This window comes from Novosphingobium sp. BL-52-GroH (assembly GCF_044813085.1).
GTDB lineage: Bacteria > Pseudomonadota > Alphaproteobacteria > Sphingomonadales > Sphingomonadaceae > Novosphingobium.
Genome location: NZ_CP171149.1, coordinates 500,983 through 526,095, shown reverse-complemented (window position 1 = coordinate 526,095; position 25,113 = coordinate 500,983). Strand labels below are relative to the sequence as shown.

Annotated in this window: 21 protein-coding genes and 1 pseudogene; 14 read left to right on the top strand and 8 right to left on the bottom strand. The window is 63.0% G+C overall.

Annotation, left to right across the window (positions count from 1 at the left end; all coding sequences use genetic code 11):
* Positions 1-73 precede the first annotated feature (73 nt).
* Positions 74-1,996 carry a heparinase II/III family protein gene (locus ACFFDA_RS02320; protein WP_404477981.1) on the bottom strand — a complete coding sequence of 641 codons (1,923 nt, stop codon included), beginning with the start codon at positions 1,994-1,996 and terminating at the stop codon, positions 74-76.
* A gap of 211 nt (positions 1,997-2,207) precedes the next feature.
* Between ACFFDA_RS02320 and ACFFDA_RS02315 the strand changes: the two genes are divergently transcribed.
* Positions 2,208-5,066 carry a TonB-dependent receptor gene (locus ACFFDA_RS02315; RefSeq protein WP_404477980.1) on the top strand — a complete coding sequence of 953 codons (2,859 nt, stop codon included), beginning with the start codon at positions 2,208-2,210 and terminating at the stop codon, positions 5,064-5,066.
* Between the two features lie 261 nt (positions 5,067-5,327).
* On the opposite strand, the gene ACFFDA_RS02310 is transcribed toward ACFFDA_RS02315, so the two are convergent.
* The 4 genes and pseudogenes from ACFFDA_RS02310 to ACFFDA_RS02295 all read right to left on the bottom strand — a co-directional run bounded on the left by ACFFDA_RS02310 (position 5,328) and on the right by ACFFDA_RS02295 (position 7,738).
* Positions 5,328-5,480: a hypothetical protein gene (locus tag ACFFDA_RS02310; protein ID WP_404478327.1), complete on the bottom strand. Its 153-nt coding sequence runs from the start codon at positions 5,478-5,480 to the stop codon at positions 5,328-5,330.
* Between the two features lie 122 nt (positions 5,481-5,602).
* A pseudogene (locus tag ACFFDA_RS02305) lies at positions 5,603-5,827 on the bottom strand (transposase); the annotation flags it as partial.
* Positions 5,828-5,940: 113 nt separating this feature from the next.
* Positions 5,941-6,993: a Rieske 2Fe-2S domain-containing protein gene (locus ACFFDA_RS02300; RefSeq protein ID WP_404477979.1), complete on the bottom strand. Its 1,053-nt coding sequence runs from the start codon at positions 6,991-6,993 to the stop codon at positions 5,941-5,943.
* An 85-nt stretch (positions 6,994-7,078) separates the two neighbouring features.
* On the bottom strand, positions 7,079-7,738 hold the full coding sequence (locus tag ACFFDA_RS02295) for a TetR/AcrR family transcriptional regulator C-terminal domain-containing protein (protein WP_404477978.1): 660 nt from the start codon (positions 7,736-7,738) through the stop codon (positions 7,079-7,081).
* Positions 7,739-7,925: 187 nt separating this feature from the next.
* Here ACFFDA_RS02295 and ACFFDA_RS02290 point away from each other — a divergent pair, with 187 nt between their 5' ends.
* Genes ACFFDA_RS02290 through ACFFDA_RS02270 form a run of 5 tightly spaced genes read left to right on the top strand, consistent with a single transcriptional unit; the run spans position 7,926 to position 12,318 of the window.
* Positions 7,926-9,146, top strand: coding sequence for an MFS transporter (locus ACFFDA_RS02290; protein ID WP_404477977.1), 1,221 nt, complete (start codon positions 7,926-7,928; stop codon positions 9,144-9,146).
* Positions 9,139-9,852 carry an SDR family NAD(P)-dependent oxidoreductase gene (locus tag ACFFDA_RS02285; protein WP_404477976.1) on the top strand — a complete coding sequence of 238 codons (714 nt, stop codon included), beginning with the start codon at positions 9,139-9,141 and terminating at the stop codon, positions 9,850-9,852. The genes ACFFDA_RS02290 and ACFFDA_RS02285 overlap by 8 nt, the downstream gene beginning before the upstream one ends.
* A gap of 22 nt (positions 9,853-9,874) precedes the next feature.
* On the top strand, positions 9,875-10,174 hold the full coding sequence (locus ACFFDA_RS02280) for an antibiotic biosynthesis monooxygenase family protein (RefSeq protein WP_404477975.1): 300 nt from the start codon (positions 9,875-9,877) through the stop codon (positions 10,172-10,174).
* Between the two features lie 42 nt (positions 10,175-10,216).
* Positions 10,217-11,548, top strand: a complete 1,332-nt coding sequence (gene hisD / locus ACFFDA_RS02275) for a histidinol dehydrogenase (RefSeq protein WP_404477974.1) — start codon at positions 10,217-10,219, stop codon at positions 11,546-11,548.
* A 2-nt stretch (positions 11,549-11,550) separates the two neighbouring features.
* Positions 11,551-12,318, top strand: a complete 768-nt coding sequence (locus ACFFDA_RS02270; protein WP_404477973.1) for an SDR family NAD(P)-dependent oxidoreductase — start codon at positions 11,551-11,553, stop codon at positions 12,316-12,318.
* Positions 12,319-12,360: 42 nt separating this feature from the next.
* Here the strand turns inward: ACFFDA_RS02270 and ACFFDA_RS02265 are convergent, their stop codons facing one another.
* A complete protein-coding gene (locus ACFFDA_RS02265) occupies positions 12,361-13,485 on the bottom strand; it encodes an FAD-dependent monooxygenase (RefSeq protein WP_404477972.1) in 1,125 nt (374 codons plus the stop codon).
* Between the two features lie 163 nt (positions 13,486-13,648).
* Here ACFFDA_RS02265 and ACFFDA_RS02260 point away from each other — a divergent pair, with 163 nt between their 5' ends.
* The 4 genes from ACFFDA_RS02260 to ACFFDA_RS02245 all read left to right on the top strand — a co-directional run bounded on the left by ACFFDA_RS02260 (position 13,649) and on the right by ACFFDA_RS02245 (position 19,580).
* Complete coding sequence (locus tag ACFFDA_RS02260; RefSeq protein WP_404477971.1) at positions 13,649-16,162, top strand: TonB-dependent receptor; 2,514 nt, start codon at positions 13,649-13,651, stop codon at positions 16,160-16,162.
* A gap of 69 nt (positions 16,163-16,231) precedes the next feature.
* Positions 16,232-17,620: a sulfatase gene (locus tag ACFFDA_RS02255; protein ID WP_404477970.1), complete on the top strand. Its 1,389-nt coding sequence runs from the start codon at positions 16,232-16,234 to the stop codon at positions 17,618-17,620.
* Between the two features lie 3 nt (positions 17,621-17,623).
* A complete protein-coding gene (locus ACFFDA_RS02250) occupies positions 17,624-18,553 on the top strand; it encodes an NAD-dependent epimerase/dehydratase family protein (RefSeq protein ID WP_404477969.1) in 930 nt (309 codons plus the stop codon).
* 46 nt (positions 18,554-18,599) lie between these two features.
* Positions 18,600-19,580: a LysR family transcriptional regulator gene (locus ACFFDA_RS02245; RefSeq protein WP_404477968.1), complete on the top strand. Its 981-nt coding sequence runs from the start codon at positions 18,600-18,602 to the stop codon at positions 19,578-19,580.
* On the opposite strand, the gene ACFFDA_RS02240 is transcribed toward ACFFDA_RS02245, so the two are convergent.
* Positions 19,577-20,020: a winged helix-turn-helix transcriptional regulator gene (locus tag ACFFDA_RS02240; protein WP_404477967.1), complete on the bottom strand. Its 444-nt coding sequence runs from the start codon at positions 20,018-20,020 to the stop codon at positions 19,577-19,579. The two genes, ACFFDA_RS02245 and ACFFDA_RS02240, sit on opposite strands and share 4 nt — an antisense overlap.
* A gap of 95 nt (positions 20,021-20,115) precedes the next feature.
* Between ACFFDA_RS02240 and ACFFDA_RS02235 the strand changes: the two genes are divergently transcribed.
* From ACFFDA_RS02235 to ACFFDA_RS02220, 4 genes are all read left to right on the top strand, one after another.
* On the top strand, positions 20,116-20,925 hold the full coding sequence (locus ACFFDA_RS02235) for an SDR family NAD(P)-dependent oxidoreductase (RefSeq protein ID WP_404477966.1): 810 nt from the start codon (positions 20,116-20,118) through the stop codon (positions 20,923-20,925).
* A complete protein-coding gene (locus ACFFDA_RS02230) occupies positions 20,922-22,511 on the top strand; it encodes a phytoene desaturase family protein (RefSeq protein ID WP_404477965.1) in 1,590 nt (529 codons plus the stop codon). The genes ACFFDA_RS02235 and ACFFDA_RS02230 overlap by 4 nt, the downstream gene beginning before the upstream one ends.
* Positions 22,512-22,531: 20 nt before the next feature.
* Positions 22,532-22,738, top strand: coding sequence for a hypothetical protein (locus ACFFDA_RS02225; RefSeq protein ID WP_404477964.1), 207 nt, complete (start codon positions 22,532-22,534; stop codon positions 22,736-22,738).
* Positions 22,739-22,841: 103 nt separating this feature from the next.
* The gene (locus tag ACFFDA_RS02220; RefSeq protein WP_404477963.1) at positions 22,842-23,912 is read left to right on the top strand and encodes a VOC family protein; all 1,071 of its coding nucleotides are present in this window, start codon (positions 22,842-22,844) and stop codon (positions 23,910-23,912) included.
* 493 nt (positions 23,913-24,405) lie between these two features.
* Here ACFFDA_RS02220 and ACFFDA_RS02215 read toward each other — a convergent pair whose 3' ends face one another.
* Positions 24,406-25,080: a hypothetical protein gene (locus ACFFDA_RS02215; protein WP_404477962.1), complete on the bottom strand. Its 675-nt coding sequence runs from the start codon at positions 25,078-25,080 to the stop codon at positions 24,406-24,408.
* Positions 25,081-25,113 lie beyond the last annotated feature (33 nt).

The window sequence follows — 25,113 nt, the reverse complement described above, 5'->3', positions numbered from 1 at the left end:
CGGGATGCCGGCGTCGATTTTCATTGTGTGTGTCGCGTCGGAGTGCCGTCTGCGACGGTCTTTGTCGCGTGCTTCAGGTCCACGCGGACAATGGCGCGGTGGCGGAACTCGCCGCCTTCCTGCCACCCAGCGGGAAGAGCGAGACCTGCAGGTCAAGTTCGCCGCTTGCGTCGGCCTGCGTATGAAGGGTCAGGAGCCTGTATCCCGCATTGGGGTTCTGCGCCGTCGATGGCGGCCGGGCATCGATCACCTCGAAGCGGCTCGCGGAGCGGTCGGCGACGACGCGCATGGATCGGCCTTCGAGGCTCAGCACCGCAGACGAACCCTCGATCGCGATCTGAGCCTGCGTAAGCATCGCCCATCGCCATCGGCTTCCCGGCGAGCCGCCGCGAACCTCGTCGCGTATGGTCACGAGACCACCGCCGTCCGTGAAGTCGACCCCACGCTGGATACTGGCGGCGTGGCCGGGATAGGCGGCTGTCAGGTCGGTGATCGCGAAGCCGCCGCGCGGTCTGACGCCGAAGCGGGTGATGGCGGCGCGCGCGAAAGGATCCTGGTTCACGCCTTCGGGCATCATGGCGGAGTGGGAAGCGGTGTTGATGCGGAATATGCGATAGCGGGCACCCGACGGCGTCTTTCCGTCGAAATAGCCGGGGAGCTGGTAACTGTCCGTGCCCAGGTCCGATGCCCATCTCACGCCCTGTCCTTCGAGGACGAACGAGCCGAGGTCCTGATGGGTGTGGTTGGCCGCGTTGTTGCCCGCCTTGAAACCGAGATAGGCCGCATCCGGACTGCTCCAGTCGCTGCGGAAGCAGGCGATGTCCGCATCTCCGCGGAAGTGGACGGCGGCGGGAAGGGCGGCATTCGCGCGCTCCGGCGCTTCGGGATACCAGATGGCGTAAAGCGGGAAGAACCTGTCGAACTCGCCGTCGAGCTTCGGTGCCTCCATCCCGGCGACCATTTCCTCGCGCGCAAGGCTGCTGGTCGCAGGTTGCGCGTTGTTGCGGGCCAGCCACGCCAAGGCCACATTGCCCGCGAGCTTCTCCTTGCAGTCGCCATAATTGAAGGCTTTGCCGGTTGGGCCCTGAACCCATAATCGATACTGATCGGTCTGCCGGAAAGCATCCGTGCTCGTCAGTCCCATCGTACTGCCCAGTGCCCTTTCAAGCATGGCCACGCTTAGCACGTAGTAGAGAATTCCGTAGCTCCAGTAGACCGGGCCTTCGCCGCCCCCACCATCGGGTCCGAACGCGGCCAATGCTCTTGGCAGCGACGCGGTGGCGCCGGCGATGATGTCGCGCGCCAGCAATGGTTCATCCTCGGCAACCGCGAGCGCTGCCGCCAGCAGGCCGCCGTTGCAGACCGGATTCCAGTTCCAGCTATAGCGCGGAAAGCCGAGCCATTCGTCCTCGCTGCCACGGTAGGCCCGATCGCCCCACAACAGCGCCTTCTCGACCAGTGCCGTGCGGATGAGGGCCCGCTCGTCCCGACTGAGGAACGGGAAAATCCAGTCATAGCCGATGGCGACCCCGCAAGCCGTTTCCGCGACGTCGAGGAAATGGGTGTGGTTCCATTCCGGAAACCGTGCCGCGGCCATCATCTCTGCACGCGCGCGTTCCGCGAACCGGCGGTCGCCCGTCCAGCGCCAGGCGAAGGCTGTATACAGCACATGCCTGATGATAGCGCGCGAACCTCCCAGCATCGAAGGGCGTTCGCCATCGCTTAATGCATATTCGATGACCGGTTCGTCCAGAATGCTTTCAGCCTCGCGGATGATTCGCGCGATCAAGCGAGCGTAGACTCTGTCGTGCGCGGCCATGCTCCGCGCCCGATCCATTTCCTCGTCCGTAATGAGGATTCGGGGGTGCATCGGGAGCAGTTCCGGAAGGATGTCCTTGGAATCCGCGGACGGATGCCCGGGTTCGGCCGCTGCCGGAGAAGCTGTCATCAGCACGAACGCCCCGAGTGAGAAGCCGATCGCCTCGCGCCTCGCCATACGCTTTCTCATCATCTTCCCATCACGGTTTTCATTGGTCGATGCACGCGAATCCGGTCGAGGCCGAGTTTCGGCGCCACAAGTCGAGCGCGCGACGAGACACACGCCGCTGGTTAAGATATCGATATCAGCATGAAGCTGGCCGCGCAACGTCTGAAGTCGTGGTGATGTGCCCCAACGGGAGCACCATCGCGGGCGCCGAACTATAAACGTGCATGATATTCAGCATTTTGCCGCGCAGGTCGCCAAAATCGGCGAAAGACAGGAGCTTCGGGCGCTCCTGATATCGATCACTAAAACGGCTTGCAATGAATCGCGCCCGGCAATAATGCTGTTATCAATACCAATCGGGGAGCCTTGCCCGCAGGGGCGTGGCCGTCGCACTTTGGGGCTCGCAAAGCGAGCGCGTAGGATCGGGAGTAGATGCATGTCTGAAAAGGTTTTCCAAGGCTCTGGCGCGCGCGGCGCACGGCGCTCGCTCGCTGCGCTGCTGGTTTCGGTAGCCGTCTCCGGGCTGCTGGCCGTTCCAGCTGAGGCGCAGGATGCCGGCCAATCGGGAGATAGCGCTGCCGGGGCGGTATCCGGTGGTAATGCGGACGTGCCGGCCCAGGGAGCGGACATCGTCGTCACCGGCATCCGGGCCAGCCTGGACTCGGCGCTGAACATCAAGCGCAATTCCAATCAGATAGTCGATTCCATCGCTGCCGAGGACATCGGGAAGTTTCCCGACAGCAACGTCGCAGAAAGTCTTCAGCGCATCACCGGCATCCAGGTCTCGCGCACGAAAAGCGAGGGATCCGGCGTTGCGATCCGCGGGCTTTCCGATGTCCGCGTCGAACTCAATGGTCGCAGCTATTACGCATCGATCGCCGATATTCCGGCCGAACTGGTTGCCGGCCTCGATGTCTACAAGAGTTTCTCGGCCGAACAGCCGGAAGGTGGGCTTGGCGGCGTTATCAACATTCGCACGCGCCGCCCCTTCGATTTCAAGGGCTTCAAACTAGCCACCAGCGTTGGCGCGAACTACTTCGAAAATACCGACGACAAGTCGGTCAACAACGTGCACCCGCGCATGTCCGCCCTCATCAGCGATCGCTGGGACACCGGGCTGGGCGAGTTCGGCGCATTGCTCAACGTGGCATACCAGAAGGTAGACTTCACGCGCGCCGGCAACACCGTGCAGCCTTATGCCGCCTACGACAATATCGACGGCCAGCCGGCGATCGCTCCCGTGGGTCTTATGGATAACCCGTTCGACGGGTGGAAATCGCGCTTTGGCGTGCAGGGGGCGTTGCAATGGGCCCCCAGCGCCAACCTCGAATTGTACGTCGAGGGCAGCTATACGCGTTACAGGGATCGGCAGGACAGCCGGGCTATCGTGGTCGGCAGCCAGAACGTCAACAGCCGCCTCACGCCCGCGGCGGACGGCTCCTTCGCGTTCTACGAGGGTACCAGCGACCTGGTCAGTGGTGACTTCCAGAACGTCCCGGTCGAGTCCTTCTCGTACATCGGCGATCACGACACCAAGAGCTATCAGGTCGCCGCCGGCGGCAAGTACGAGGGCGAACGCTTTTCTGCCGAACTGGATGCCAGTTATTCGTGGCGCAGCAGTGGCGGATACAACTGGCAGGTCTCGACGCTGGGAACGATCCCCGCGTTCCATCTCGACCTTGATGGACTGCCGTCGGGGCAGATTTCCGGGGCAGACCTGTCCAATCCGGCGCTGTTCAAGTTCAACTATTTCTACAAGCTCGGCAATCCGCCCCGCAAGGACAAGGAAAAGGCCGTCCGCTTCGATGCGCATTACCGCGTCAGCGACACCGGGCTTCTGCGCAAGATCAATTTCGGCGGTCGCTACACGTCGTCGTCCTATGACGAGACCGGCTGGTACACGTTCTACTCGGGGCCATTGAAGGGCGTCTCGCTCGACCAGATCGACAGCAGCCTTTACTCGATCGCCAACTCACCGACGTTCGGCTCGTTCGTCAGCGTCAACCCGAGCCTCATTCGTGACAGCGAGCGCCTTTGCACGATTCTGCAGATAGGCAATTGCGAGCCGACCGCCAGCCCCGGCCGCGCCAAGGGAACCGATCAGCGCTTCATCGCAGGCTACGTGACGGCCGATCTCGGCCTCGATATCGGTTCGGTCGAAGTTGGCGCGACGGCGGGCCTCAGGGCCGTCAATACTAAGCAGGAAGTATACGCGTTCGAAACCGCGGCCGACGGCACGTTCAACAAGATCACCCTCGGCGGCAAGAACACGAAATATCTGCCCACGTTCAACATTCACGCGAACCTGGGATCCAACCTCGTGGTGCGCGCCGCGGCATCGAAGTCGCTGAGCCGGGTAGGGTTCGGGACACTCAACCCGATCGTCACGGTTAATCCGAACTACGGGACGGGCACTGCCGGCAATCCCGCGATCAAGCCGTTCACAGCCGTCAATTACGACGTTTCGGTAGAGCGCTACATCGGCAAGGGCGGGATCATCTATCTGGCCGGCTTCTACAAGGATGTTAAGGGTTTCCTCCAGAACGTCACCCAGCCCGAGACGATCGACGGCGTCGTCTACCAGATCACGCGTCCGCAGAACGGCCCCAAGGGAACGGTCAAGGGCTTCGAGGCCGGCGTCACGAAGTTCTTCGACTTTCTGCCCGCCCCGTTCGACGGTCTCGGAGTCCAGGCGAACTATACCTACGTAGACAGTTCCGCGCCGGGGCCGGTTTCGGGAGAATCGGTGCCGCTCACCGGGCTTTCGAAGAACAGCTACAACCTCGTCGGCCTGTTCGAGAAGGGGATCGTTTCGGCGCGGGTGGCCTATAACTGGCGCGATACCTATGTCGTGACCACGGCGGCGGCTGGTGCGGGGTCGGCCCCCATCTTCGCCAAGCCATACGGACAGCTCGATGCCTCGCTGACTTTCAATTTTACCGAGCAGACGAGCCTCACGATCGACGCAGTCAACATCAACGGAACGACGATGCCGACGTATTACGGCGAAGAGCATCGTCCCTACGAAATCTACTCGCAGGACCGGCGCATCGGCATCACCTTCCGCAATTCGTTCTGACACAATTGCTTGAGGCGACGGAGGAAATCGCGATTTCGGAGAGGAACGCCCGGTTCTGTTTCTCTCCGTTTCACCGAGCGGGCCAGTCGATCAAAACGCAGTGCGAAAATCGAACATGACTTGCCGCTCTACAAACAGTGCAATTGCATCGAGCGCATGTTTGGCCATCTCGAGATCAACGGCGCCATCGACACCCGATACGCCCGGCTGGTCAAGAATTTCTCGGCATGGTGCATTTTTGTACCCAATCGCTCCGTCGTCTCACGGTGTTGCTGGTTTTTCAGGCATGTCAGTCGCGCTGGTTGAACTGGCCCTTGAAAAGCTCAAGGGCGAGGCACGCTCATCTGCCGCGCGTGGAGCACCGATACGCTCCAGCAGATCGGTGGTGAGCAGGGTCGGCTTGGTCGCATGCATGTGGAATATCTTGCTCCGAAAATGCGACGAGCAAGCAACCGCGGGGACACGGTTGGTATCGTAGAACTGTCATAGCAGGCATGGCCATCGGCCTGCAGATAACCGGTGAAGTCGGCCGGTTGCCGCTGAGGATTTGTGCCGGGGCAATCGGTGGTGAACCCGTACCAGCCCAGAGCCGGCGGCGTGGCACCAGAGCCGCGATCGTCAACGGCGTAGACCCAGAGCCTGCCGGTCGCCGTCTTGCCACGGCCCGGGCCAAGCATGGGGACCGGCATATGGTCGGCATGGATCTTCGAGGCGGTCAGCCCGACCTCACGGATGTGGCTGATGATCGGTTCGAGCAGCACGCTGCCTGGCCGACCCAGCCTGCCAGCGTCGAGCGGTCACCTTCGGGCCAAGGGAAGGGAAAAGGCCGGTCCCCCATCAGAGTTGGTGCCAGCAACGATGTGATCGAGCGTCGTCAAGCAATTTCCGTCGCCTTTTCTCTTTCCGCGACTTCTGCATCTATGCGCGCATAAAGGAGATTGCGCGCCCGCGCGCCCGCCGCGTCGCCAGGAAGCCAGCCCAGTTTCATCTTGCGGAAATCGCGGTCGCCGATATTGGCCTGCTGATCTTCGAGCATGGGCAGGTCTTCCAGTTCGAATGGAACGCTCAGGAAGCGGACCTGCTCCTGTGCCATCTGGTCGCCGATCGGACCCATCGCCTTGGGAAAGGCGATCGAATACCAGTAGTGCGAACTGGTTGCCGTTTCCGGGGTGAACAGGTGCGCCGTCGGCGCTTCCCGGCCTTCCGCCTTTGGACGGCCGCTCGTCACTGCACCGGCGAAGATCGCCAAGTTGGCCGGCGCGTTCCAGCGGACGTTGATCCAACGGTCGGCCAGCGCGTTAGGATCGATCCCCATGGCTTCCGCCAGTTCGGGCGTCATCATTTCGCCATGGATGTCGCGGTTCGACCAGACTTCGTCACCTTCCTGCTTCCAGGTGTAGACGCCTTCGGACACCTTGTCGCTGCCGAGCGTGGTCGGATGCAGGAACTGGACATGGCTCAGGTCCAGAATATTCTCGATCTCCAGTTCGTAGCCCGCCTTGACGTTCAGATAGCCCTTGCCCACCCAGGCCGCCTCAGGATCATTGAAGGCGAAATCGGGGATGAGCGCCGGGTCGGCGCGGTCCGCTTCGCCCATCCAGATCCAGATCGCGCTGTGCAGCTCGATGACCGGATAGGCGCGCAGGCTCATGGTCTTGGGCGGTGCGCCGAAGGGATTGTGGACGCACGCGCCGTCGGCGCCAAAGCCCAAACCATGATAGCCGCACTGGACCATGTCGCCGACCAGCTTGCCCCGTGCGAGTGGGGCGTAGCGGTGCGGGCAAACGCCATGGAGCGCCTTTACCGCGCCCGCCTCGTCGCGAAAAAACAGGATCGGGTCGCCCAACAGACGGCGGGAGAGCAGGCCGCCTTCGGGCACCTCATGGTCCCAGGCGGCGACATACCAGGCGTTTTTAAGATAGGCCATGACATACTCCTCATCCCACCGGGCAGGCCCGGCCATATTATGTACCATTGGTACACTTTGTTTTCGGAGCAAGTCAAGAGGGGTCTCAGGCTGGCGCAGCGCCTTCCGTCACTCCGTTCAGGAAAAGGGCTGCCGTCGTGGCGGCTTGGCGTGCGATTGCCGCCTCATCTGGGGGCGGAATCAATCCCAGCAGTCGCCGCTCATAAAGATCGCTGCGGATCATGTGGGTCAGGCGTCCGGCGCTGTCATGCAGGTCGATTTCGGCGCGGATGCCTCGTCCGATCCATTTCGACAAGAAGGTCGCAACTTCGTCTACCACCAGCAGATGCGCCTCACGATAGAAGCTGTCACCCAATCCCTCGGCCGCATCGGCCGACGCGATCACGCCGCGATAGACTGTCAGTGAGTCCGGCCGCAGGTAAAAGGCGAGCAACCCGCGCAGCAGGCTCTGAAGCGCAGGCTCCAGCCGGTCCTCTGCCCCGGTGTCCAGTGTCAGGCCCGCCATTACCTCACGCGCCGTGAGGGCCATGGCCGCAGCGAACAGGCCTGCCTTGTTCCCGAAATATTTGACGACCGTGGCCTTCGATCCCCCGGCGAGTCGGATGATGTCGTTGAGGCTTGCGTTCTGAGTTCCATGCATGGCCATTTGTTCGCGTGCATGATGGATCAGCGCGGCCTTGCGCGCGTCGGCGGCGCGGTGCTTGCCGTTGGTGGCAGGTGGAGAGACGGAAGTGGGGGATGACATGGCGGGACATTCGCCGCGATGCCGACATGTTGCAAGCGCCCGGATCGCGACGCACTTCCATGAATAGGTCGATTTGATCCTTTCGGTTTGACCGGATGGCACCGCGGCATGATCCTAGGTCCAGAAAAACCGCGGAGGGGAACGACGATGCGCGCTTGCATCATATTGCGGCGGAGCGATTAGCAGTATGGCAGGCCTGACCGCTTCCGACCCTATGCCCGGCCCGTTGACCGGGATCGCGCTGCTGTTGCCGATCACCCTGTCGACCATGGCGATCGTGCTGCTTGCGCCGATCCTGCCGCAACTGCTGCACGAATATCGCGCGGTTCCGGGATTTGAATTCTGGGTGCCGATGATCCTGACGGTCCCGGCGCTCTGCGTGGCGTTCCTCTCGCCGATAGCCGGATTGCTGGGGGACCATTTCGGCCGCCGCCGCCTGCTGTTGGCCGCCTTCCTGCTCTATGCGCTGACCGGCGTTGCGCCGGTCTTCCTCACCAGCCTCCCTGTCATCCTGGTATCGCGCGTCGGCGTGGGCATCTCCGAGGCGCTGATCATGGTATTGTCCACGACGCTGATCGGCGACTATTTCACGGGCGCGGCGCGCGACAAATGGCTGGCGGGACAGACCGCCTTCGCGTCCTTGTCGGCCTTGCTCTTCTTCAACATCGGAGGGCAGCTTGGCGCGTTCGGTTGGCGTATGCCCTTCTGGGTCTATGCGTCCGCGCTGGTGATGTTCGCGCTGGTGCTGCGCTTCACCTGGGAGCCAACGGGGGAGCGTAGCGGTCCCGCGGCGGTGGCGGCGCCTGTCGCTGATGGGGGCTTCCCCTGGCGGCGCATGATGATGATCCTGGCGATCACGGTCTATGGATCGATCTTCTTCTACACGGTGCAGATCCAGGCATCGTCGGGGCTGGTGCACCTGGGCCTTACCGATCCCGCCCGCATCGGCCTCCTGACGTCGATCGCCAGCATCGGGGTGCCACTTGGCACCTTCGTCTATTCCCGCATCGGCCGCTGGCCCATTCGTCGCCTGCTCCTCATCGAATTTGCTCTGCTGGCGGCGGGCTTCGCGACCATGGCACTGGCAAAGGGCTCGACGCCTTTCCTTGTCGGCTGCTTCCTCAATCAGGTTGGCGCCGGCCTGCTGCTGCCCACGCTGCTGGTCTGGTCTATGAGCCTGCTGTCGTTCGAGATACGCGGACGGGGTGCAGGCATGTGGCAGAGCGCTTTCGCCTTCGGCCAATTTCTCAGCCCGGTCGTCGTCACGCTCTTGGGGCGTCAGGCCGGCGGCTTGATGGGGGCGTTCCTGCTGATGTCGATCGGTGCGCTGGTCGGCGCAGGCATCGCGCTTGTCGCGCCGCTCCGTCGCGGCGCGCAGCCGGTGGAAGGCATGATCGTCCATGGTTGATCGGCTGAAGGGCAAGGTGGCGGTCGTTACGGGCGCGGCCCATGGCATCGGGCATGGCTGCGCGCGCATCTTTGCAGCGGAAGGCGCTCGGGTCATCGGCGTCGATCGGGCAGGCGCAGACGAGAGTTGCGACCTGCTGGACGAAGCCGCGACCGATGTGCTGTTCAACCGGATCGGCGCCGATCATGGCCGCATCGACATCCTCGTCAACGCCGCCGCTTTCGCCATCTTCGATTGGATCGAGACCCTCTCCTATGCCGACTGGAGGGCGACGCTCGGCGGCGAACTCGACATCGTCTTCCTCGCGACCCGCGCCGCCTGGCCTTGGCTCAAGGCGAGCGGCCATGCCTCCATCATCAATTTCGCATCGGCCAATGCCCGCCACGCGCTCGACGGCTCTCCTGCGCTCGCCCATTGCGCCGGCAAGGGCGGGGTGTTGGCGATGACTCGCCAGCTCGCCATGGAGGGCGCGCCACATAACATCCGTGCCAACAGCATCGCGCCCGGCTTCATCCGCACCGCGGCGACGGGGCGCCATCTGGCCGAAAACCCTGCGTTCGAGGCGAAGGTGCTGGAGAAGAACATGCTCAAGCGGCTGGGCGAACCCGACGACATCGGCTGGTGCGCGCTGTGGCTGGCTTCGGACGAAGCCCGCTACGTGACCGGTGCCGACATGGCGGTCGATGCGGGCGCGACCGCCTGGTGATCCGACGAAGGAAGGAATGGACATGATCAAGGAGATTGCTCGGATCGACATCGATCCGGCCCAGGCCGCCGATTTCGAGGCGGCCGTCGCGCAGGCGCAGCCGCATTTCCGCGCAGCGCCCGGGTGCCGCAGCTTCGCGCTGGAGCGCGCGGTCGATCGGCCGGGCCACTACCTGTTGGTGGTGGGTTGGGACAGCGTCGACGCGCATATGGTCGATTTCCGCGCGTCCGACGGCTTCCAGGCCTGGCGCGCTCTTGCTGGCCTCTTCTTCAAGGCGACGCCTGAGGTCTTCCACATCGAAACCGCGATCGACGGATTCTGACTCAATTTCGGGCTTGGATGGCCCCACAAGAAGGACGAACATATGGCATTATATCTCAAGCGCGGCGCGACCGCACAGGCGAAGGCCGATGCCGACCGGAAGGTCCGCGATATCGTCGAAGCGACGCTGGCCGACATCGAACAGCGGGGCGACGCAGCGGTGCGCGACCTCTCGATCAAGTTCGATGGCTGGGAGCGGGACGATTATCGCCTGAGCCAGGCGGAAATCGACGCCTGCGTCGACAGCTTGTCGCCGCAGGAGCGCAAGGACATCGAATTTGCCCAGACCCAAGTTCGCAACTTCGCGCAGATCCAGCGCGACAGCCTGCATGACGTCGAGGTCGAGACGATGCCGGGCGTGATCCTGGGCCACAGAAATCTGCCGCTCAACTCCGCCGGCTGCTATGTGCCGGGGGGCAAATATCCGCTGCTCGCTTCGGCCCATATGTCGGTCATCACCGCGAAGGTTGCAGGCGTGAAGCGCGTCATCACCTGCGCGCCGCCCTTCCAGGGCCAGCCCGCCCGCGCGATCGTGGCGGCGCAGGCCATGGCGGGCGCGGACGCCATCTATGCGCTGGGCGGTATCCAGGCGGTAGGCGCGATGGCGCTCGGCACCCAGAGCATCGACCCGGTCGATATTCTCGTCGGGCCGGGCAACGCCTTCGTCGCCGAAGCCAAGCGCCAGCTTTACGGCCGGGTCGGTATCGACCTGTTCGCCGGGCCGACCGAGACGCTGGTGATTGCCGACGAGATCGGCTGCGACGCGGAACTGGCCGCCACCGACCTGCTCGGCCAGGCCGAACATGGGCCGGATAGCCCCGCCGTGCTGCTGACCACGTCGGAAAGGCTGGCGCGCGAGACGATGAAGGAGGTCGAGCGGCTGCTCCGGATCCTGCCCACCGCCGATTATGCGCGCAAGGCATGGGAGACCTTCGGCGAAGTGATCGTGGCCGAGGATAATGCGGAAATGGTCCGCATCGCCGATGATCTGGCGTCGGAACATGTCCAGGTGATGACCGCCGATCCCGACTATTTCCTCAAGAACATGACCAATTACGGCGCGCTGTTCCTGGGATCGCGCACCAATGTCAGCTTTGGCGACAAGGTCATCGGCACCAACCACACGCTGCCGACGAAGAAGGCGGCGCGCTACACCGGCGGGCTGTGGGTCGGCAAGTTCATCAAGACTTGCACCTATCAGAAGGTTATGACCGACGAAGCATCCGCGCTGGTCGGCGAATATTGCAGCCGTCTCTGCGCGCTCGAAGGCTTTGCCGGTCATGGTGAGCAGGCGAACATCCGTGTCCGCCGCTATGGCGGCCGCGACGTCCCCTATGCCGGGGCGGCCGAACCCACGCCGGCGACGGCCGCCTGACGATGGAGGCTTTGCCAACGACGCCCAGCTTCCGGCTGGATGGCAGGCGCGCGCTGGTGACGGGGGCAGGGCGGGGTATCGGCCTCGCATCTGCCGCCGCGCTGGCGCAGGCGGGTGCCCATGTGACGCTTGCCGCCCGCAGCGGGGAGGAGATCACGGCCGCGGCGGAGGCGATCCGCACCGCGGGCGGGCAGGCGGAGGCGGTCCGTATCGACGTCAACGATGTGGCGGGCATGACCGCTGCGCTCGGCGCGGTCGCCCCGTTCGACATTCTGCTCAACAATGCCGGGACCAATCGCCCCAAGCCGTTCACCGAGGTGAGTGAGGAGGATTATGACGCGGTGCTCGGCCTCAACTTGCGCGCCGCCTTCTTTGTCGCACAGATCGTGGCGCGGGGCATGATCGATGCGGGCCTGCGCGGATCGATCATCCATATGGGGTCGCAAATGGGCCATGTCGGCGGCCCGCGCCGCTCGCTCTATTGCGCGTCCAAATGGGGGCTGGAGGGGCTGAGCAAGGCGATGGCGCTGGACCTAGCGCCGCACGGCATCCGGTCCAACACGATCGCCCCGACCTTCATCGAAACCCCGATGACGCGGCCCTTTTTCGAGGACAAGGCGTTTCTTGCCAGCGTGCTCGACAAGATCAAACTGGGGCGGCTCGGCACGGTCGAGGATCTGATGGGGGCGGTGGTCTTCCTCGCCTCGGATGCCAGTGCCCTGATGACAGGCACCAGCCTGGTCGTCGACGGAGGCTGGACCGCCGAATAAGCAAAGGCCCGGCGGCTCCTGCCGCCGGGCCTTTCGCCGCGCTCAATAATCGTCCGCCAGTCGGTGCAGTCCCGCGCCAAGCGCCGCGCCGATAGATTCAGGCGGATCGCCCGCCAGCTGCATCTTGCCGACGGCGATGCTGGTTTCGACCACATGGCGGCAGCGCTCGTAACGCCGCGCTTCATAGGCGACCAGGCCGTCCTCCACGGTGTCCGCCCGGTCCAGTTCCTCCGCCAGCACCAGCGCGCTTTCCACCGCCATGCCCGCGCCCGACGCCATGTGCGGCGTGGTCGCATGGACGGCATCGCCCAAAAGCACGATATGCCCCATATGCCACGGGCCAGGCTGCAAGGCAGCGGCCAGCGGGCGATAGTTGATCCAGTCGTTACGGGTCATATTCTCCCGCACCCACGCGATGTTGCCGCCGAAATCGGCCATATTGTCCTGCAACCGGGTGAACAGTTCCTCGTCGGTAAAATGGGCCTCGCGATGTTCGTGCGGGGTGAGCATCCACAGATAGACCATGTCCTGTGCACAGCGATTGATGCCGGCAGGATAGCGATGGCCCAGATAAATCTCCCCGCTCTCCAGCGTCGGCGGGCGCTTCATCGATACCCGCCAGCATCCCTGGCCGGTGGGCTGCGCCTCCGCCATGTGCGGGAAGGCCATGCGCCGCACCGCCGAGTAGATGCTGTCCGCGCCGACCACCAGGTCAAAGCGCTCTTGCGTCCCGTCGGTGAAGGTCACGTTCACGCCGTCATCGCGGTTTTCGAGCGCGCTGACCGACAGGCCCAAGCGAATATCGGTATCCAGCGCCTTGACCCGCGCCTGCATGATGCGGTGCAATTTGGGCCGCATGATCCCGCCGGTCGCAGGAAGCCCTTCCTCCAGCGCTGGTTCGTCCAGTTGCTGCAACCGCAGCCCGTCATAGCGAAAGATCGTCGATCCCTTCGCGATTGCGCCTTCTTCCTTGATCGCGTCGAGCAGGCCAAGGCGCCTATAGGCGCGTAGCGTGGGGCCGGTGATCGTGATTCCCGCGCCATAGACCCGCCATTCCGGATCGATGTCGATCAGCGTGACCTTGCCGCCCAGTTCGCCCAAACGGATCGCAGCGGCCATGCCGCCAATGCCTCCGCCGACGATCAATATCCGTTTGCCCGAAATCATGATGCCATGCCTCTCCAGAAACTCTTCTCACAGTCCTGCTATCGAGTGCCGGGCGGCGGAGAAAATCCTTTGGCTCAATATCTGCTATCGGAAAGCTGGATAGACGGGGCGATTGCTTCGCCATCGTCCGTGCGTGCAGATAGGTCCCATCCAGAAAATCAATGTGACAGCGACCCGTTTCAGCGGCCAATGTCGCGCCAAAGCAAAACCAGTCAGGGAGAGGGCAATGCGCAAGATTCTATTCGCCACAACGGCCGCCGTCGTAACGACGGCTGCTATTCCGGCCGCCTGGGCGCAGGTCGCTGAACAGCCTGTCGATCAGTCGTCCGGCGGCATCGATGAAATCGTCGTGACGGCGCAGCGCAAGTCGGAAAGCGCGCAGAAGGCCGCGATCGCTATCGACGCCGTCACCGGCGACACGCTGATTCAGCAGGGCATCACCAAGGCGGAGGATATCACCAAGAGTGTCCCCGCGATCACAGTCACCAATGGCGGCGGCTCCAATACCTCCATTTTCATTCGCGGCGTCGGCAATATCACGTCCAGCAGCTACAACGACCCTGCCGTTACGCCCAGCTATGACGGCGTCGTGCTGGGCCGCGCGGCGGGTGCCTTCGGTTCCGCCTTCTACGACCTTGCACGTGTTGAAGTGCTCAAAGGTCCGCAGGGCATCCTCTACGGCCGCAACGCCACCGGCGGCGCGGTCAACATCATTCCCGCCCGCCCGGAACTGGGCCGCAATGGCGCGGGCTTCAACCTGTCCGTCGGCAATTATGACGCGGTCAATGTCGATGGCTATCTGAACCTTGCCACCAGCGACACCAGCGCGCTGCGCTTGGCCGCCACGCGTCAGGTCCATGACGGTTATAACCGCGATGGCAGTGACGATTTGAAGCGCACCGGCCTGCGTGGCCAGTTCCTGATCGAGCCGACCGACGCCATCAGCCTGCGCATCGGCGCGGACTGGACCAAGATCGGCGGTGTCGGGCCGGGGGGCAGCTATATCGGCGCTTATACGCCGGGTCCGTCGGGCTATAGCTTCACGCCGGGGCCGTTTGATGCGTCGGAAGGGTTCAACACCGATGCGGCCAACGCCTATCGGCAGACATTGCTCGGGGCGCCGGGCTTCGGCTTCCTCAACGCGATGAACCAGCAGCAGTCGGTCGATTACACTTATTGGGGCGTCAATGCGGAGCTGAACTGGAAGACCGATATCGGCACTTTCACCCTGCTCCCAGCCTACCGCAAGTCGAAGGGCGACAGCTTTTTCTACGGACCGGCCTTCAATACCGCATATACCAACGAAATCGACAAGCAGTATAGTCTGGAAGCGCGCCTTGCCGGGTCGGCTGGCATGATGGATTATGTGCTGGGCGGCTTTTACTTCAACGAAAAGATCGACGCGCAGAACGAATATAATCAGGAGTTCGTGCTGCCGATCCAGTCCTACACCCACAAGACGAAAAGCTGGGCCGCCTTCGGTCAGCTGACCGCTCATGTCAGCGATCGTTTCCGTCTGGTCGGCGGTGCGCGCTACACGCGCGACAAGAAGTCAATGGATGGCATCATCAACAATTTCATCACCTTCTGTGGTGGCCTGCCGCCGGCCAATATCGTACCGCCGGCCTCCTTCGCGGCGGGATGCGCCGCGCCGGGCGCGCTGCCGCGCTATCCCAATTTCCTGACGACTGGCGACACGGTCAACTGGCTGGCCAGCAATGGCTGGATCGCGGCGGGCAGCACCGACCAAGCAAACCCGCAAGTCTTCGCGCTGCTGAACGGCAACGGCACGATCCTCAAGACCTACAATCCGGTGGTGGACAGCGGCAGCTATTCGCGCGTCACCTGGAAGGCGTCAGCGGAATTCGATGTCGGCCCGGCAAGCCTGCTCTACGCCACGGTCGAAAGCGGCTACCGCGCCGGCGGCTTCCAATTGGCCGAAGGTAAGTCACGCTACAATCCGGAATTCATAACTGCCTATACCATTGGATCGAAGAACCGCTTCTTCGACAATCGCGTGCAGCTGAACGTCGAGGGTTTCTACTGGAAGTATAAGGACCAGCAGATCACCTATTTCACCGTCGACACCAGCGGCACGCTGATCAACTCCAATGAAAATGCGGGCAGGTCGACGATCAAGGGCGTGGATGTCGATGCAATCGTCAAGGCGACACCGACCACGACACTGAACGCCAAAGTGCAATATCTCAAAGCCACCTATGATGACCTGCACCTCTATACCGCCTCGCCCCGCGACAATATCGCCTGTCCGTTTTCCCTGACCGGCGCTACTGCCGGCGGTGCCCCGGTCAAGGACTTCAACTGCTCGGGCAAGCCCTTGCTCTATTCGCCCAAATGGACTGTCAATCTGGGCGCGGAACAGGTCGTGCCGCTCGGCGGCTCCCTCGAACTGGTCGGCAATGTCGCCACCGCCTGGCGCGACGATCAGTGGGGCGCGTTCGAATATCTCGATTTCGAGCATATCCGCGCCTATTGGCAGACCGACCTCAGCCTCACTCTGCGCGCGGCCGATGGCGGCTGGTCGCTGGGCGCCTTCCTCTACAATCTGGAGAATAAGCGCCGCATAGCCACGCCCCAGCGCTCGCCGATCGGTATGGCGGTCGCCCGTTACACGGCACCGCAGACCTATGGCCTGCGCTTCTCAGCGAATTTCTGAAATAGCTGAGGATAGGGTATAGGAGCAGGGCCTTGCGGTCCTGCTCCAGACACTTCCGGAAGGACGATCATGCAGTTGGACAGACGGGCTTTCATTGGCGGCGTATGCGCGCTCGGGACACTGGCTGCGAGCGGGGAGCGCGCTACTGCGTCGGTCGGCAAGGTTCGCCCCAACATCATCTTCATCATGGCCGACGATCTGGGTTATGCCGACCTGTCCTGCACGGGATCGCATCATATTCGCACCCCCGCGATCGACAGCATCGGTGCGCAGGGCATCATCCTGCGACAGGGCTACGCCAATAGCTCGATCTGCTCACCCACTCGTACTGCGTTGTTGACGGGCTGCTACCAATATCGCTTTGCCATCGGCGTCGAGGAACCGCTAGGCCCGGGCGCACCGGACGGCATCGGCGTGCCGGTCGACCGCCCTACCATCGCCTCGGTCCTGCGCGCACAGGGTTATCACACCAAGCTGGTGGGAAAATGGCATCTGGGCGAACCGCCCAGACATGGCCCGCTCCGCCATGGATATGACGAGTTTTTCGGCATCGTCGAGGGCGCGGCCGACTATTTCCGCCATCATATGGTGATGGGCAGAAAGGACCTCGGCGTCGGCCTTGCGCAAGGCGACACGCCGATCGAGCGCAATGGCTATCTGACCGACCTGTTCGGCGACGAAGCGGTGAAGACGGTCGAGCAGGCGGGCGACAAGCCCTTCTTTCTCAGCCTTCATTTCAATGCGCCGCACTGGCCCTGGGAAGGGCGTGAGGACGCCGCCGTTGCGCCGACGCTCGATGGCTCCTTTCACTATAATGGCGGAAGCCTCGCCAAATATAAGGAGATGGTCGAGGCGATGGACCAGAATGTCGCCAAGCTGCTGGCGGCGCTGGAGCGCAGCGGCAAGGCCGAGAATACAATCATCATCTTCACCAGCGACAATGGCGGCGAACGCTTCTCCGAAACCTGGCCCTTCACCGGCGTCAAGGGCGAACTGCTGGAAGGTGGCATACGCGTACCCTTGCTCGCCCGCTGGCCCGGCCATATCGCGCCCGGATCGACCAGCGACCAGGTCATGATCTCGATGGATTTCCTGCCGACCCTGCTGGCCATGGCGGGGGGCTATGTCGCAAAGGCGGGGACGTTCGACGGTGTCGACCTGTCGGCCCAGTTGACCGGCAAGGCTGCCCCGGTCGATCGCACCCTCTACTGGCGGTTCAAGGCCAATGGCCAGGCCGCCTTGCGACAGGGCGACTGGAAATATCTCAAGCTGGGTGACAAGGAACATCTGTTCAATCTTGCCAGCGACGTGCGCGAGCGGGCCGATCTTGCGCCCGACGATCCCGCGCGGCTCAAGGCCATGCGCCTGCAATGGGATACCTGGAACAGCCAGATGCTCGCCTATCCGCTCGGAAGCTATAGCGAGGATGTGCGCGCCCATTATCCGGACAGGTATTGAAACATGACGATCATCGTGACCGGGGCCGGCGGCTTCGTCGGCCGCCAGCTTGTGCAACGCCTGCTGGACGCGGGCGAAAGCGTCGTCGGCATGGATAGCGTGGCAGGCGGCATCCCCGCTGGCGCGCGCGCGGTGGCAGGTGACATTGCTTCGTCGTCCGTCCGTGCCGAAGCCTTTGCAGACGGATGCAGTGCGCTCGTCCATCTCGCGACCGTTCCGGGCGGCGCGGCAGAGGCTGATCCCGCCGCATCCCGCCGTATCAATATCGACGCCATGTACGACCTGCTCGATGCCGCTAAAGCAGCGGGGCGCAGGCCGCGCATCGTCTATGCCAGTTCGATCGCGGTGTTCGGCGACCCGTTGCCCGCCGCAGGCGTGGACGACCACACCCCGCTCGCCCCGCGCATGGTCTATGGTGGGCACAAGGCGATGATGGAGATCGCCGTCGCCATGATGCACCATCGCGGCGAGATCGAGGGGATCAGCGTCCGACTGCCTGGCATCCTTGCCCGGCCCAAGGGACCATCGGGCATGAAATCCGCCTTCATGAGCGACCTGTTCCATGCCCTGCGCGCGGGGGAGCCCTTCGTCTGCCCGGTGTCGGAAGGCGCGACCATCTGGGCGCAGTCGGTCGCGCGCTGCGCCGACAATCTGGTCCATGCGCTGACCATGGACCCGGCGCTGATGCCCGTTACCCGCGTCGTGACGTTGCCTGCACAGCGCATCGCCATGGGCGATCTGGCCGCCGAGGTTGCGCGGCAATGCGGCGTGTCGACCGATCTTGTCAGCTACCGCCCGGATGCCGCGCTGGAGACTGCCTTCGGCGCGCATCCAGCGCTTGCCACCCCGGCGGCGGACGATGCCGGCTTTGCCCACGACGGCGATCCTGCTAAGCTCGTTGCCAACGCGCTGTCGGCTATAGCGGCAGGCTGAGGAAGGAGAGCACATGCGCTTCGACAGGCTGGATCTCAATCTGCTGGTGGCGCTCGATGCGCTGCTGGCTGAGCGCAGCGTCAGCCTGGCTGCGGACCGCATCTGCCTGTCCCAGTCCGCCACCTCATCCGCTTTGGGCCGCCTGCGAGACTATTTTGCCGACGATCTGCTGGTGCAGAAAGGGCGGCAGATGGTGCTGACGGCCCGCGCCGAAGGTCTCGTCGATCCGGTTCGCGCCGTCCTGGAGCAGATCCGATCGACCATCGCGGTGCCGCCGCCCTTCGATCCCGCCACGTCCGACCGCACGATCCGCATCATGGCGTCGGACTATATCACCGAAGTGCTGCTGGCCGCCGCCATGACGGACCTGCAACAGCAGGCGCCCGGCATGCGATTCGAAATCCAGTCGCTGAGCGAAGCCTTGCTGGAATCGCTCGAACGCGGCGCCATCGACCTGCTCATCACCATCGACTATGCGATTTCCGCCGACCATCCCAGCCAGATATTGTTCGAGGATGACTATGTCGTCGTCGGCTGGAACGGCAATCCGGCGATGGCCGGGCCCATGACCAAGGAGCTCTATTTCGAGCTTGGGCATGTGACCGCGCGCTTCGGGCGCGCTCGTGTGTCTGCGTTCGAGGATTGGTTCGTGCGTCGTCAGAAGCGTCAGCGCCGGGTCGAGATCGTAACCCATAGTTTTCTCTCGCTCCCCGGCCTCGTCATCGGCTCCGACCGCATCGCAACGATGCACCGGCGGCTGGCGACCCGCATGGCTGCTTATCTGCCATTGACCCTGCGCGAAGTGCCGATGGATATCCCTCCCATTCGCGAGGCTATCCAGTGGCATATCTCCAGCAACAATGATCCGGCGATACGCTGGGTCGTGGAACGGATCATGTCCTATGCGCAGGTGCCTGCCGTTCCGGAATGCGATCAGTCCGTCATATCGCTAGAAGAGGCGCGCGTGTCGCGTGAGGAACTGGCGGCACAATTCCTGAGCGACTCGACACCCAAATCGCGCGGTTAGTCGCCCTCCATCCTGTCGAAGGCCGCGCGCGCCCGATTGATTGGCAAGCTGCTGGCCTGCACCCAGCCCAGCAGCCGACGGGCTTCCCCTACCAGCTCGGCCCCCAAAGGCGTCAGAGCATAGCCCACCTTGGGCGGAACGTCGTCGCTCACCGATCGCGCGACCAGTCCGTTGCGTTCTAGCAGCCGCAACTTGAGCGTCAGCACCCGCTGGGAAATCCTGCCTTCCGCGCTCAGCCGGTCGAGGAGCCTGCGCAATTCCGCATGGCGAAACGGCGCGACAGCCAGAAGCAGCAGGACGAGCATCGACCAGCGATCCCCCAGCAGGCCGAAGATGGTCCGGATCGGCGCATCGCGTTCGGCGCCATGGTTCGCCATGTCCTGCGCCAATGCCGCCAGACCCACGCGCGCGGGCGCATCGAAATCGTCGAAGTTCATCATCGGTCTCATTTTGGAGGGCACAAAAAAGTGCCGTCTTCCCGCATTTGCTGCGCAGCATATGATGCCTGCCGACAAGAGCAAGGGAGGAGAGGGCGATGCAGGCCGATGCGATCCGTCTGGATGGGAAAGTGGCGATCATCACCGGCGGGGCAGGCGGCATCGGCGCTGCGACGGCACAGTTGATGGCGGCGCGCGGCGCCCGCGTGGCGATCGCCGACATTGCGTTCGAGGCAGCAAAGGCGCTGGCGTCGACACTGCCCGATGCGCTGGCGATCGCGCTCGATCTGGAAAGCGAAGCGTCAACGGAAGCGATGATCGCCGCCACGATCGCCCATTATGGCCGGCTCGACATTCTCCACAACAATGCCGCGCTGCTCGGCCCCGACGTCGCGCGGCGGGATGGCGATATCGAGCAGATGGAAACGGCGCTGTGGGACCGCACCTATGCCGTCAATGTGCGCGGCAGCATGGTCGCCTGCCGCGCCGCACTGCCCCATCTGCGGGCCACGCGCGGCAATATCGTCAATACCGTCAGCAATCTGGCGTTGCAGGGGCATCTGATCCAGGCCGCTTACAGCTCGTCCAAGGCCGCGGTCATCCAGATGACACGCTCGATCGCCGCAAGCCACGGACCAGAGGGCATACGCTGCAACGCCGTCGCGCCCGGCATGACGATGACGCCGGCGCTCCGCGCCGCCTTCCCGCCGCCCTTGCGCGAAGCCGTGGAGGCCGAAACCCTGCGCGATCAGCTTGGCGACCCCGATGACATTGCCCAGGTCGCCGCCTTCCTCGCGTCCGACGCCGCCCGCAACATTACCGGCCAACTGATCGTCGCCGATGGCGGCTGCGCCAGCCACGTCCCCGGCATCGCCCAGTTCCGCGCCTTTTTTGGAGAGCATCGATGAGCAGTTACGACATCGTCGTCATGGGCGCGGGCCATAATGGCCTGACTGCGGCGGCCTATATGGCCAAGGCGGGAAAGAAAGTGCTCGTCCTCGAACGCAAGCCCCATTTCGGCGGCGGCGTTTCGACCCGCGAACTCATCACGCCGGGCTACTGGCATGACGAGCATAGCAACGTCCACATCATGATCCAGGGTAACCCGATGATCCGCGAGGACGAGCTGGGCCTGATCGGCAAATTCGGCCTCGACTATATCTACCCCGAACTGCCCCATGTCAGCATCTGGGACGATGGCACCGTGATGCGATCATGGAAGGATCTGGACCGCACTTGTCAGGAAATCGCGCAATATAGCGTGCGCGATGCCGACGCCTATCGGCGTTTCGTGGGCATCAGCCAGGGCGTCCTGCCGATGTTCATGGGTGGTCTTTACGCGCCGCCCTTCCCGATGGGCGCGTTCGTCGCGATGATGGACCAGTCGGACGAGGGCCGCTTCCTGCTCGACGTGATGCAGCGCTCCGCGCTGGATGTCGTGAACCAATATTTCGAGAGCGACCGGCTGAAAATCCACATCGTCCGGCTCGTCACCGAAAATCTCCAGATGCCCGACGAACTGGGTACCGGCATGGGCGCGCTGTTGATGCCGGGGATCATCCATACTTATGGCGTATCCATGCCAAAGGGCGGATCGGGCGAACTCAGCAAGGCGCTGGTCCGCGCGATCGAACATATGGGCGGTGAGGTGCGCTGTAACGCGGAGGTGAAGCGGGTCATCGTCACGTCCGGCAAGGCGACGGGACTGGCACTCACCGATGGCGAAACCATCATGGCGAAGGATGGCGTCATCGGTGCGATCCACCCCCATGTCCTGCGCAAATTCGTCAGCGAAACCCCTGAACCCGTGCTTGAGCGGGCCGAACGGGTTACGCCATCGACCTTCTCGATCAACCTGCTGCACATGGCCTTGAAGGAAAAGGCCAAGCTGCGCTGGGCCGAAGGGGAGGGCGGGGTTATGACCGAACTGCTCCAGACTCACACGATGCGCGACATGCTGCTGGATTACGACCATCTTCGCCGGGGCGTCGTGCCGCCACGCCGCCTGATCGCGGGCGGCGACAACACCACCAACGATCCCAGCCGTGCGCCGGCGGGGGGCGGAGTCTTCTACGGCGTCACCTTCGCGCCCTATGATCTGCACGAAGGCGGTCCGGCCGCCTGGGATCAGGTGAAGGAGCAGGTCGCACAAGAAAGCCTGCGCCAATATCGTCTGTTTTACAGCAATCTGGACGAGGATAACATCATCGGCTCGCTGGTCCGCTCCCCGCTCGACCATGAACGCGACAGCCCGGCCAGCTTCGTCAAGGGCGACATCCATGGCTGCGCGCCCTTCATGTACCAGACGGTCGGCCACCGCCCGACGCCCGACCTCGGCCATTTCCGCGTGCCGGGGATCGACAGCCTCTATCTCGTCGGTCCCTTCATGCATCCGGGCGGCGGCGTATTCGGCGCGGGACGCGCCACCGCGATCCAGATGATGGACGATATGGGCATCGATTATGACAAGGTCTGCGCAGGAGCCGTGCAGTGACGAACCAGAAACAGCCAGTCATGAAAATCCTCGACGCGCAGGACAAGGAACTGATGACCGTCCGCAAGATAGAGCGGGACGGCAACGCGCTTATCATCCGCGGCAAGATTTTCGGCGCAATGCCGATGGTGGCCAAACTCACCCCCGCCGAAGCGCGCGCCGCGCTGCGGTTGCTGGACAGGCGCACCATCCTTTTCCTGCTGACGATGCTGTTTCGCAAGGGCTGAAAAGACACCTGCTATTGGCAGGACCGATAGCAGGCTCCCACGAAATGCGTTTCCGCTCGCCAAGCCACGCCCGCATGGTGGTGCTCAGGATGAGGAGTCATGCATGAGCATTTTGGGCGTTGAGAGCGCGATTTTCGGGGTTGCCGACCTGGGCGAACATACCCGCTTCTGGACCGATTTCGGCTTGCCGCTGGAGCAGGCGAGCGAGGAGGAGGTAACATTTCGGCTTGCCTCCGGCTCGCGAATTATCCTCTATCGACATGGGGATACACGCTTGCCCTCGCCCGATCCTTACCCCGGCGATGGCCTGAAGGAAACGGTTTGGGGCGTGGAAAGCGCCGACGCACTGGATCGGATCGCCGCGAGCCTCGCGCGCGAAGTCCCTGTGCGCCGCGACGATGACGGCACCGTCCATTGCACCTGCCCCGACGGCCAGCCCATCGCCCTACGGGTCTGGGCCAAGCGCCCGGTCGTCAGCGAAACCAGCCCGGTCAACACGCCGGGTTCCTATCCGCGCTTCAACCAGCACCGGATCTGGCGGCGCAAGGCCATCCCCAAGACGATCAACCATGTCGTCTTCTTCTCGCCCGACTATGTGGGCAGTTTCGAATTTTACGAGCGCCATCTGGGCTTTCGCTATGTCGATCATAGCAAGGGCACCGGTATCTTTTCCCGCGCCGGCGGCACGTTCGAACATCATTCGATTTTCTGGGTGAATTGCGACCTCCCGATTGCGCCCGACCATTTCAAGTTCATGCATATCGCCTTCGGCATGGACGATATCGACGAAGTCATGCTCGGTGCCAACATCATGGAGGCGAAGGGCTGGAAGAACCAGACGATGAACAGTTCGGGCGGCATATCTCGGCACCGCATCTCGTCGGCCATCTATTATTATTGCGACATGCCGGGCAAGGCTGGGGAAGCGGAATATCATGCCGACACCGACTATCTGGACGATAACTGGGTCCCGCGCGCGTGGGATTTCCGCTTTGGTTCGCTGCTCTGGTCGAACAATGCCCCGCCGATCTTTCGCGGCGACAATATCCCCTGGGACATGAGCTTCGACGCCGATCGCGCCAGCTTCGAACCGTATCGCAAGAGCCAGCCGGGCAAGCGGCCGGTCGAAGGGAAGCTGGCTGACATCAGCGAAGCGGATGAACACGCCATATGAAGGATCTGACTGGCCGGCGGCCGCGCCGGCCAGTCCAAAGCGATACCGCTCAGCCTATTTGCACCCTTGCCAAGCCAGGGTGTCCGGGCGCAGCGTTCGCCCAATCATATTTAAAATTTGCGCTTGTCGCCACGTCCTCTCGATGCAGGACGCCATTGATTTCAGACTTTCATCGCTTTGGGAATCCCCAACCCGATTCAGCCTCAACGCAGGCTGTTATGAGACGGTATGCACCGTAAGGCGACCCTTCTCGATCCTGTGGCCGAGCACCGGCGTCAATGCGCCCTGGGAACAACGACGTGCGGCGGCCCATTTTGCCGCGGTTGCGAAACGGGGCCAGGAACAAGGGACACTTTCCCTGACCCCGCTTCGCGTTCCCATCGGCCTTCTTCAAGGATCGACGGGAACGGTCACCTGTGCAAACTTCGACAATCAAACTCGGCGTTTCCCGCCCCCCTACCCGCGAGGAGGGGAAAGGGGCGGCCTTCCAAGATCAGAAGGCATAACGCAGCGAGAATTGCAGGATCGGATAAACCTTGTACTTGTCGATATCGTCCTCAATTTCCTGCTCCTCACGGGCGAGGGCCGCTCGGAAATCAGGGTCGGAGGATATTGGACCACTAGCGCGCAGGTTGTTGATGCGCGGCGAGCCCTGAAACATGGCGCCAGCCTCGACTCCGAACTTGAGGCCCTTGGTGAGCCCCCCTGCATAGCCGACCGTCAATGTCGGAGCGAATTTCTTCGTCTTCACCTGCCCGCTGAGAGTGCCGACGGCAGCTCCCGAATATTCTGTATCGCCGACTTCGACGGTATTGTCCTGACTGGTGTTCGCTTTCAGGTTGACCTTGTTGCTGTTGATCCGAAAACCAGCCGAGACGCGAAAGCCACCGCTAAAAGGATGCAAGTCCGCCATCAAGCCGAGCGAACCCAGTTTGAGGCGACCGTCGTACGTGATATCGTCGCTGTCGACCGAGTGGCTGACTCCCAGGAACGTCGCGTTCGCGCGCAATCCCAGGACCGGAGAAACGCGAATTGCCGCTTCCGGGCCGATACCCAAGCTGCCACCCGTCACGCCAACACTTACCTGCGACGTCTGCTCCTGCGCCAGTGCGGGCATCGACGCACTGCTCGTAGCTACCGCAGCAACGATCAAGAAATGTTTCTTCAATTCAAACCCCCGTCAGTAGTTCAAGGGAACACC

Bases quoted from the DNA above. Each gene is read 5' to 3' on its own strand.
- ACFFDA_RS02320 (WP_404477981.1), bottom strand. From the start codon at position 1,996: ATGGCGAGGCGCGAGGCGATCGGCTTCTCACTCGGGGCGTTCGTGCTG.
- ACFFDA_RS02310 (WP_404478327.1), bottom strand. From the start codon at position 5,480: ATGCATGCGACCAAGCCGACCCTGCTCACCACCGATCTGCTGGAGCGT.
- ACFFDA_RS02300 (WP_404477979.1), bottom strand. From the start codon at position 6,993: ATGGCCTATCTTAAAAACGCCTGGTATGTCGCCGCCTGGGACCATGAG.
- ACFFDA_RS02295 (WP_404477978.1), bottom strand. From the start codon at position 7,738: ATGTCATCCCCCACTTCCGTCTCTCCACCTGCCACCAACGGCAAGCAC.
- ACFFDA_RS02290 (WP_404477977.1), top strand. From the start codon at position 7,926: ATGGCAGGCCTGACCGCTTCCGACCCTATGCCCGGCCCGTTGACCGGG.
- ACFFDA_RS02285 (WP_404477976.1), top strand. From the start codon at position 9,139: ATGGTTGATCGGCTGAAGGGCAAGGTGGCGGTCGTTACGGGCGCGGCC.
- ACFFDA_RS02280 (WP_404477975.1), top strand. From the start codon at position 9,875: ATGATCAAGGAGATTGCTCGGATCGACATCGATCCGGCCCAGGCCGCC.
- hisD (WP_404477974.1), top strand. From the start codon at position 10,217: ATGGCATTATATCTCAAGCGCGGCGCGACCGCACAGGCGAAGGCCGAT.
- ACFFDA_RS02270 (WP_404477973.1), top strand. From the start codon at position 11,551: ATGGAGGCTTTGCCAACGACGCCCAGCTTCCGGCTGGATGGCAGGCGC.
- ACFFDA_RS02265 (WP_404477972.1), bottom strand. From the start codon at position 13,485: ATGATTTCGGGCAAACGGATATTGATCGTCGGCGGAGGCATTGGCGGC.
- ACFFDA_RS02255 (WP_404477970.1), top strand. From the start codon at position 16,232: ATGCAGTTGGACAGACGGGCTTTCATTGGCGGCGTATGCGCGCTCGGG.
- ACFFDA_RS02250 (WP_404477969.1), top strand. From the start codon at position 17,624: ATGACGATCATCGTGACCGGGGCCGGCGGCTTCGTCGGCCGCCAGCTT.
- ACFFDA_RS02240 (WP_404477967.1), bottom strand. From the start codon at position 20,020: ATGATGAACTTCGACGATTTCGATGCGCCCGCGCGCGTGGGTCTGGCG.
- ACFFDA_RS02235 (WP_404477966.1), top strand. From the start codon at position 20,116: ATGCAGGCCGATGCGATCCGTCTGGATGGGAAAGTGGCGATCATCACC.
- ACFFDA_RS02230 (WP_404477965.1), top strand. From the start codon at position 20,922: ATGAGCAGTTACGACATCGTCGTCATGGGCGCGGGCCATAATGGCCTG.
- ACFFDA_RS02225 (WP_404477964.1), top strand. From the start codon at position 22,532: ATGAAAATCCTCGACGCGCAGGACAAGGAACTGATGACCGTCCGCAAG.
- ACFFDA_RS02220 (WP_404477963.1), top strand. From the start codon at position 22,842: ATGAGCATTTTGGGCGTTGAGAGCGCGATTTTCGGGGTTGCCGACCTG.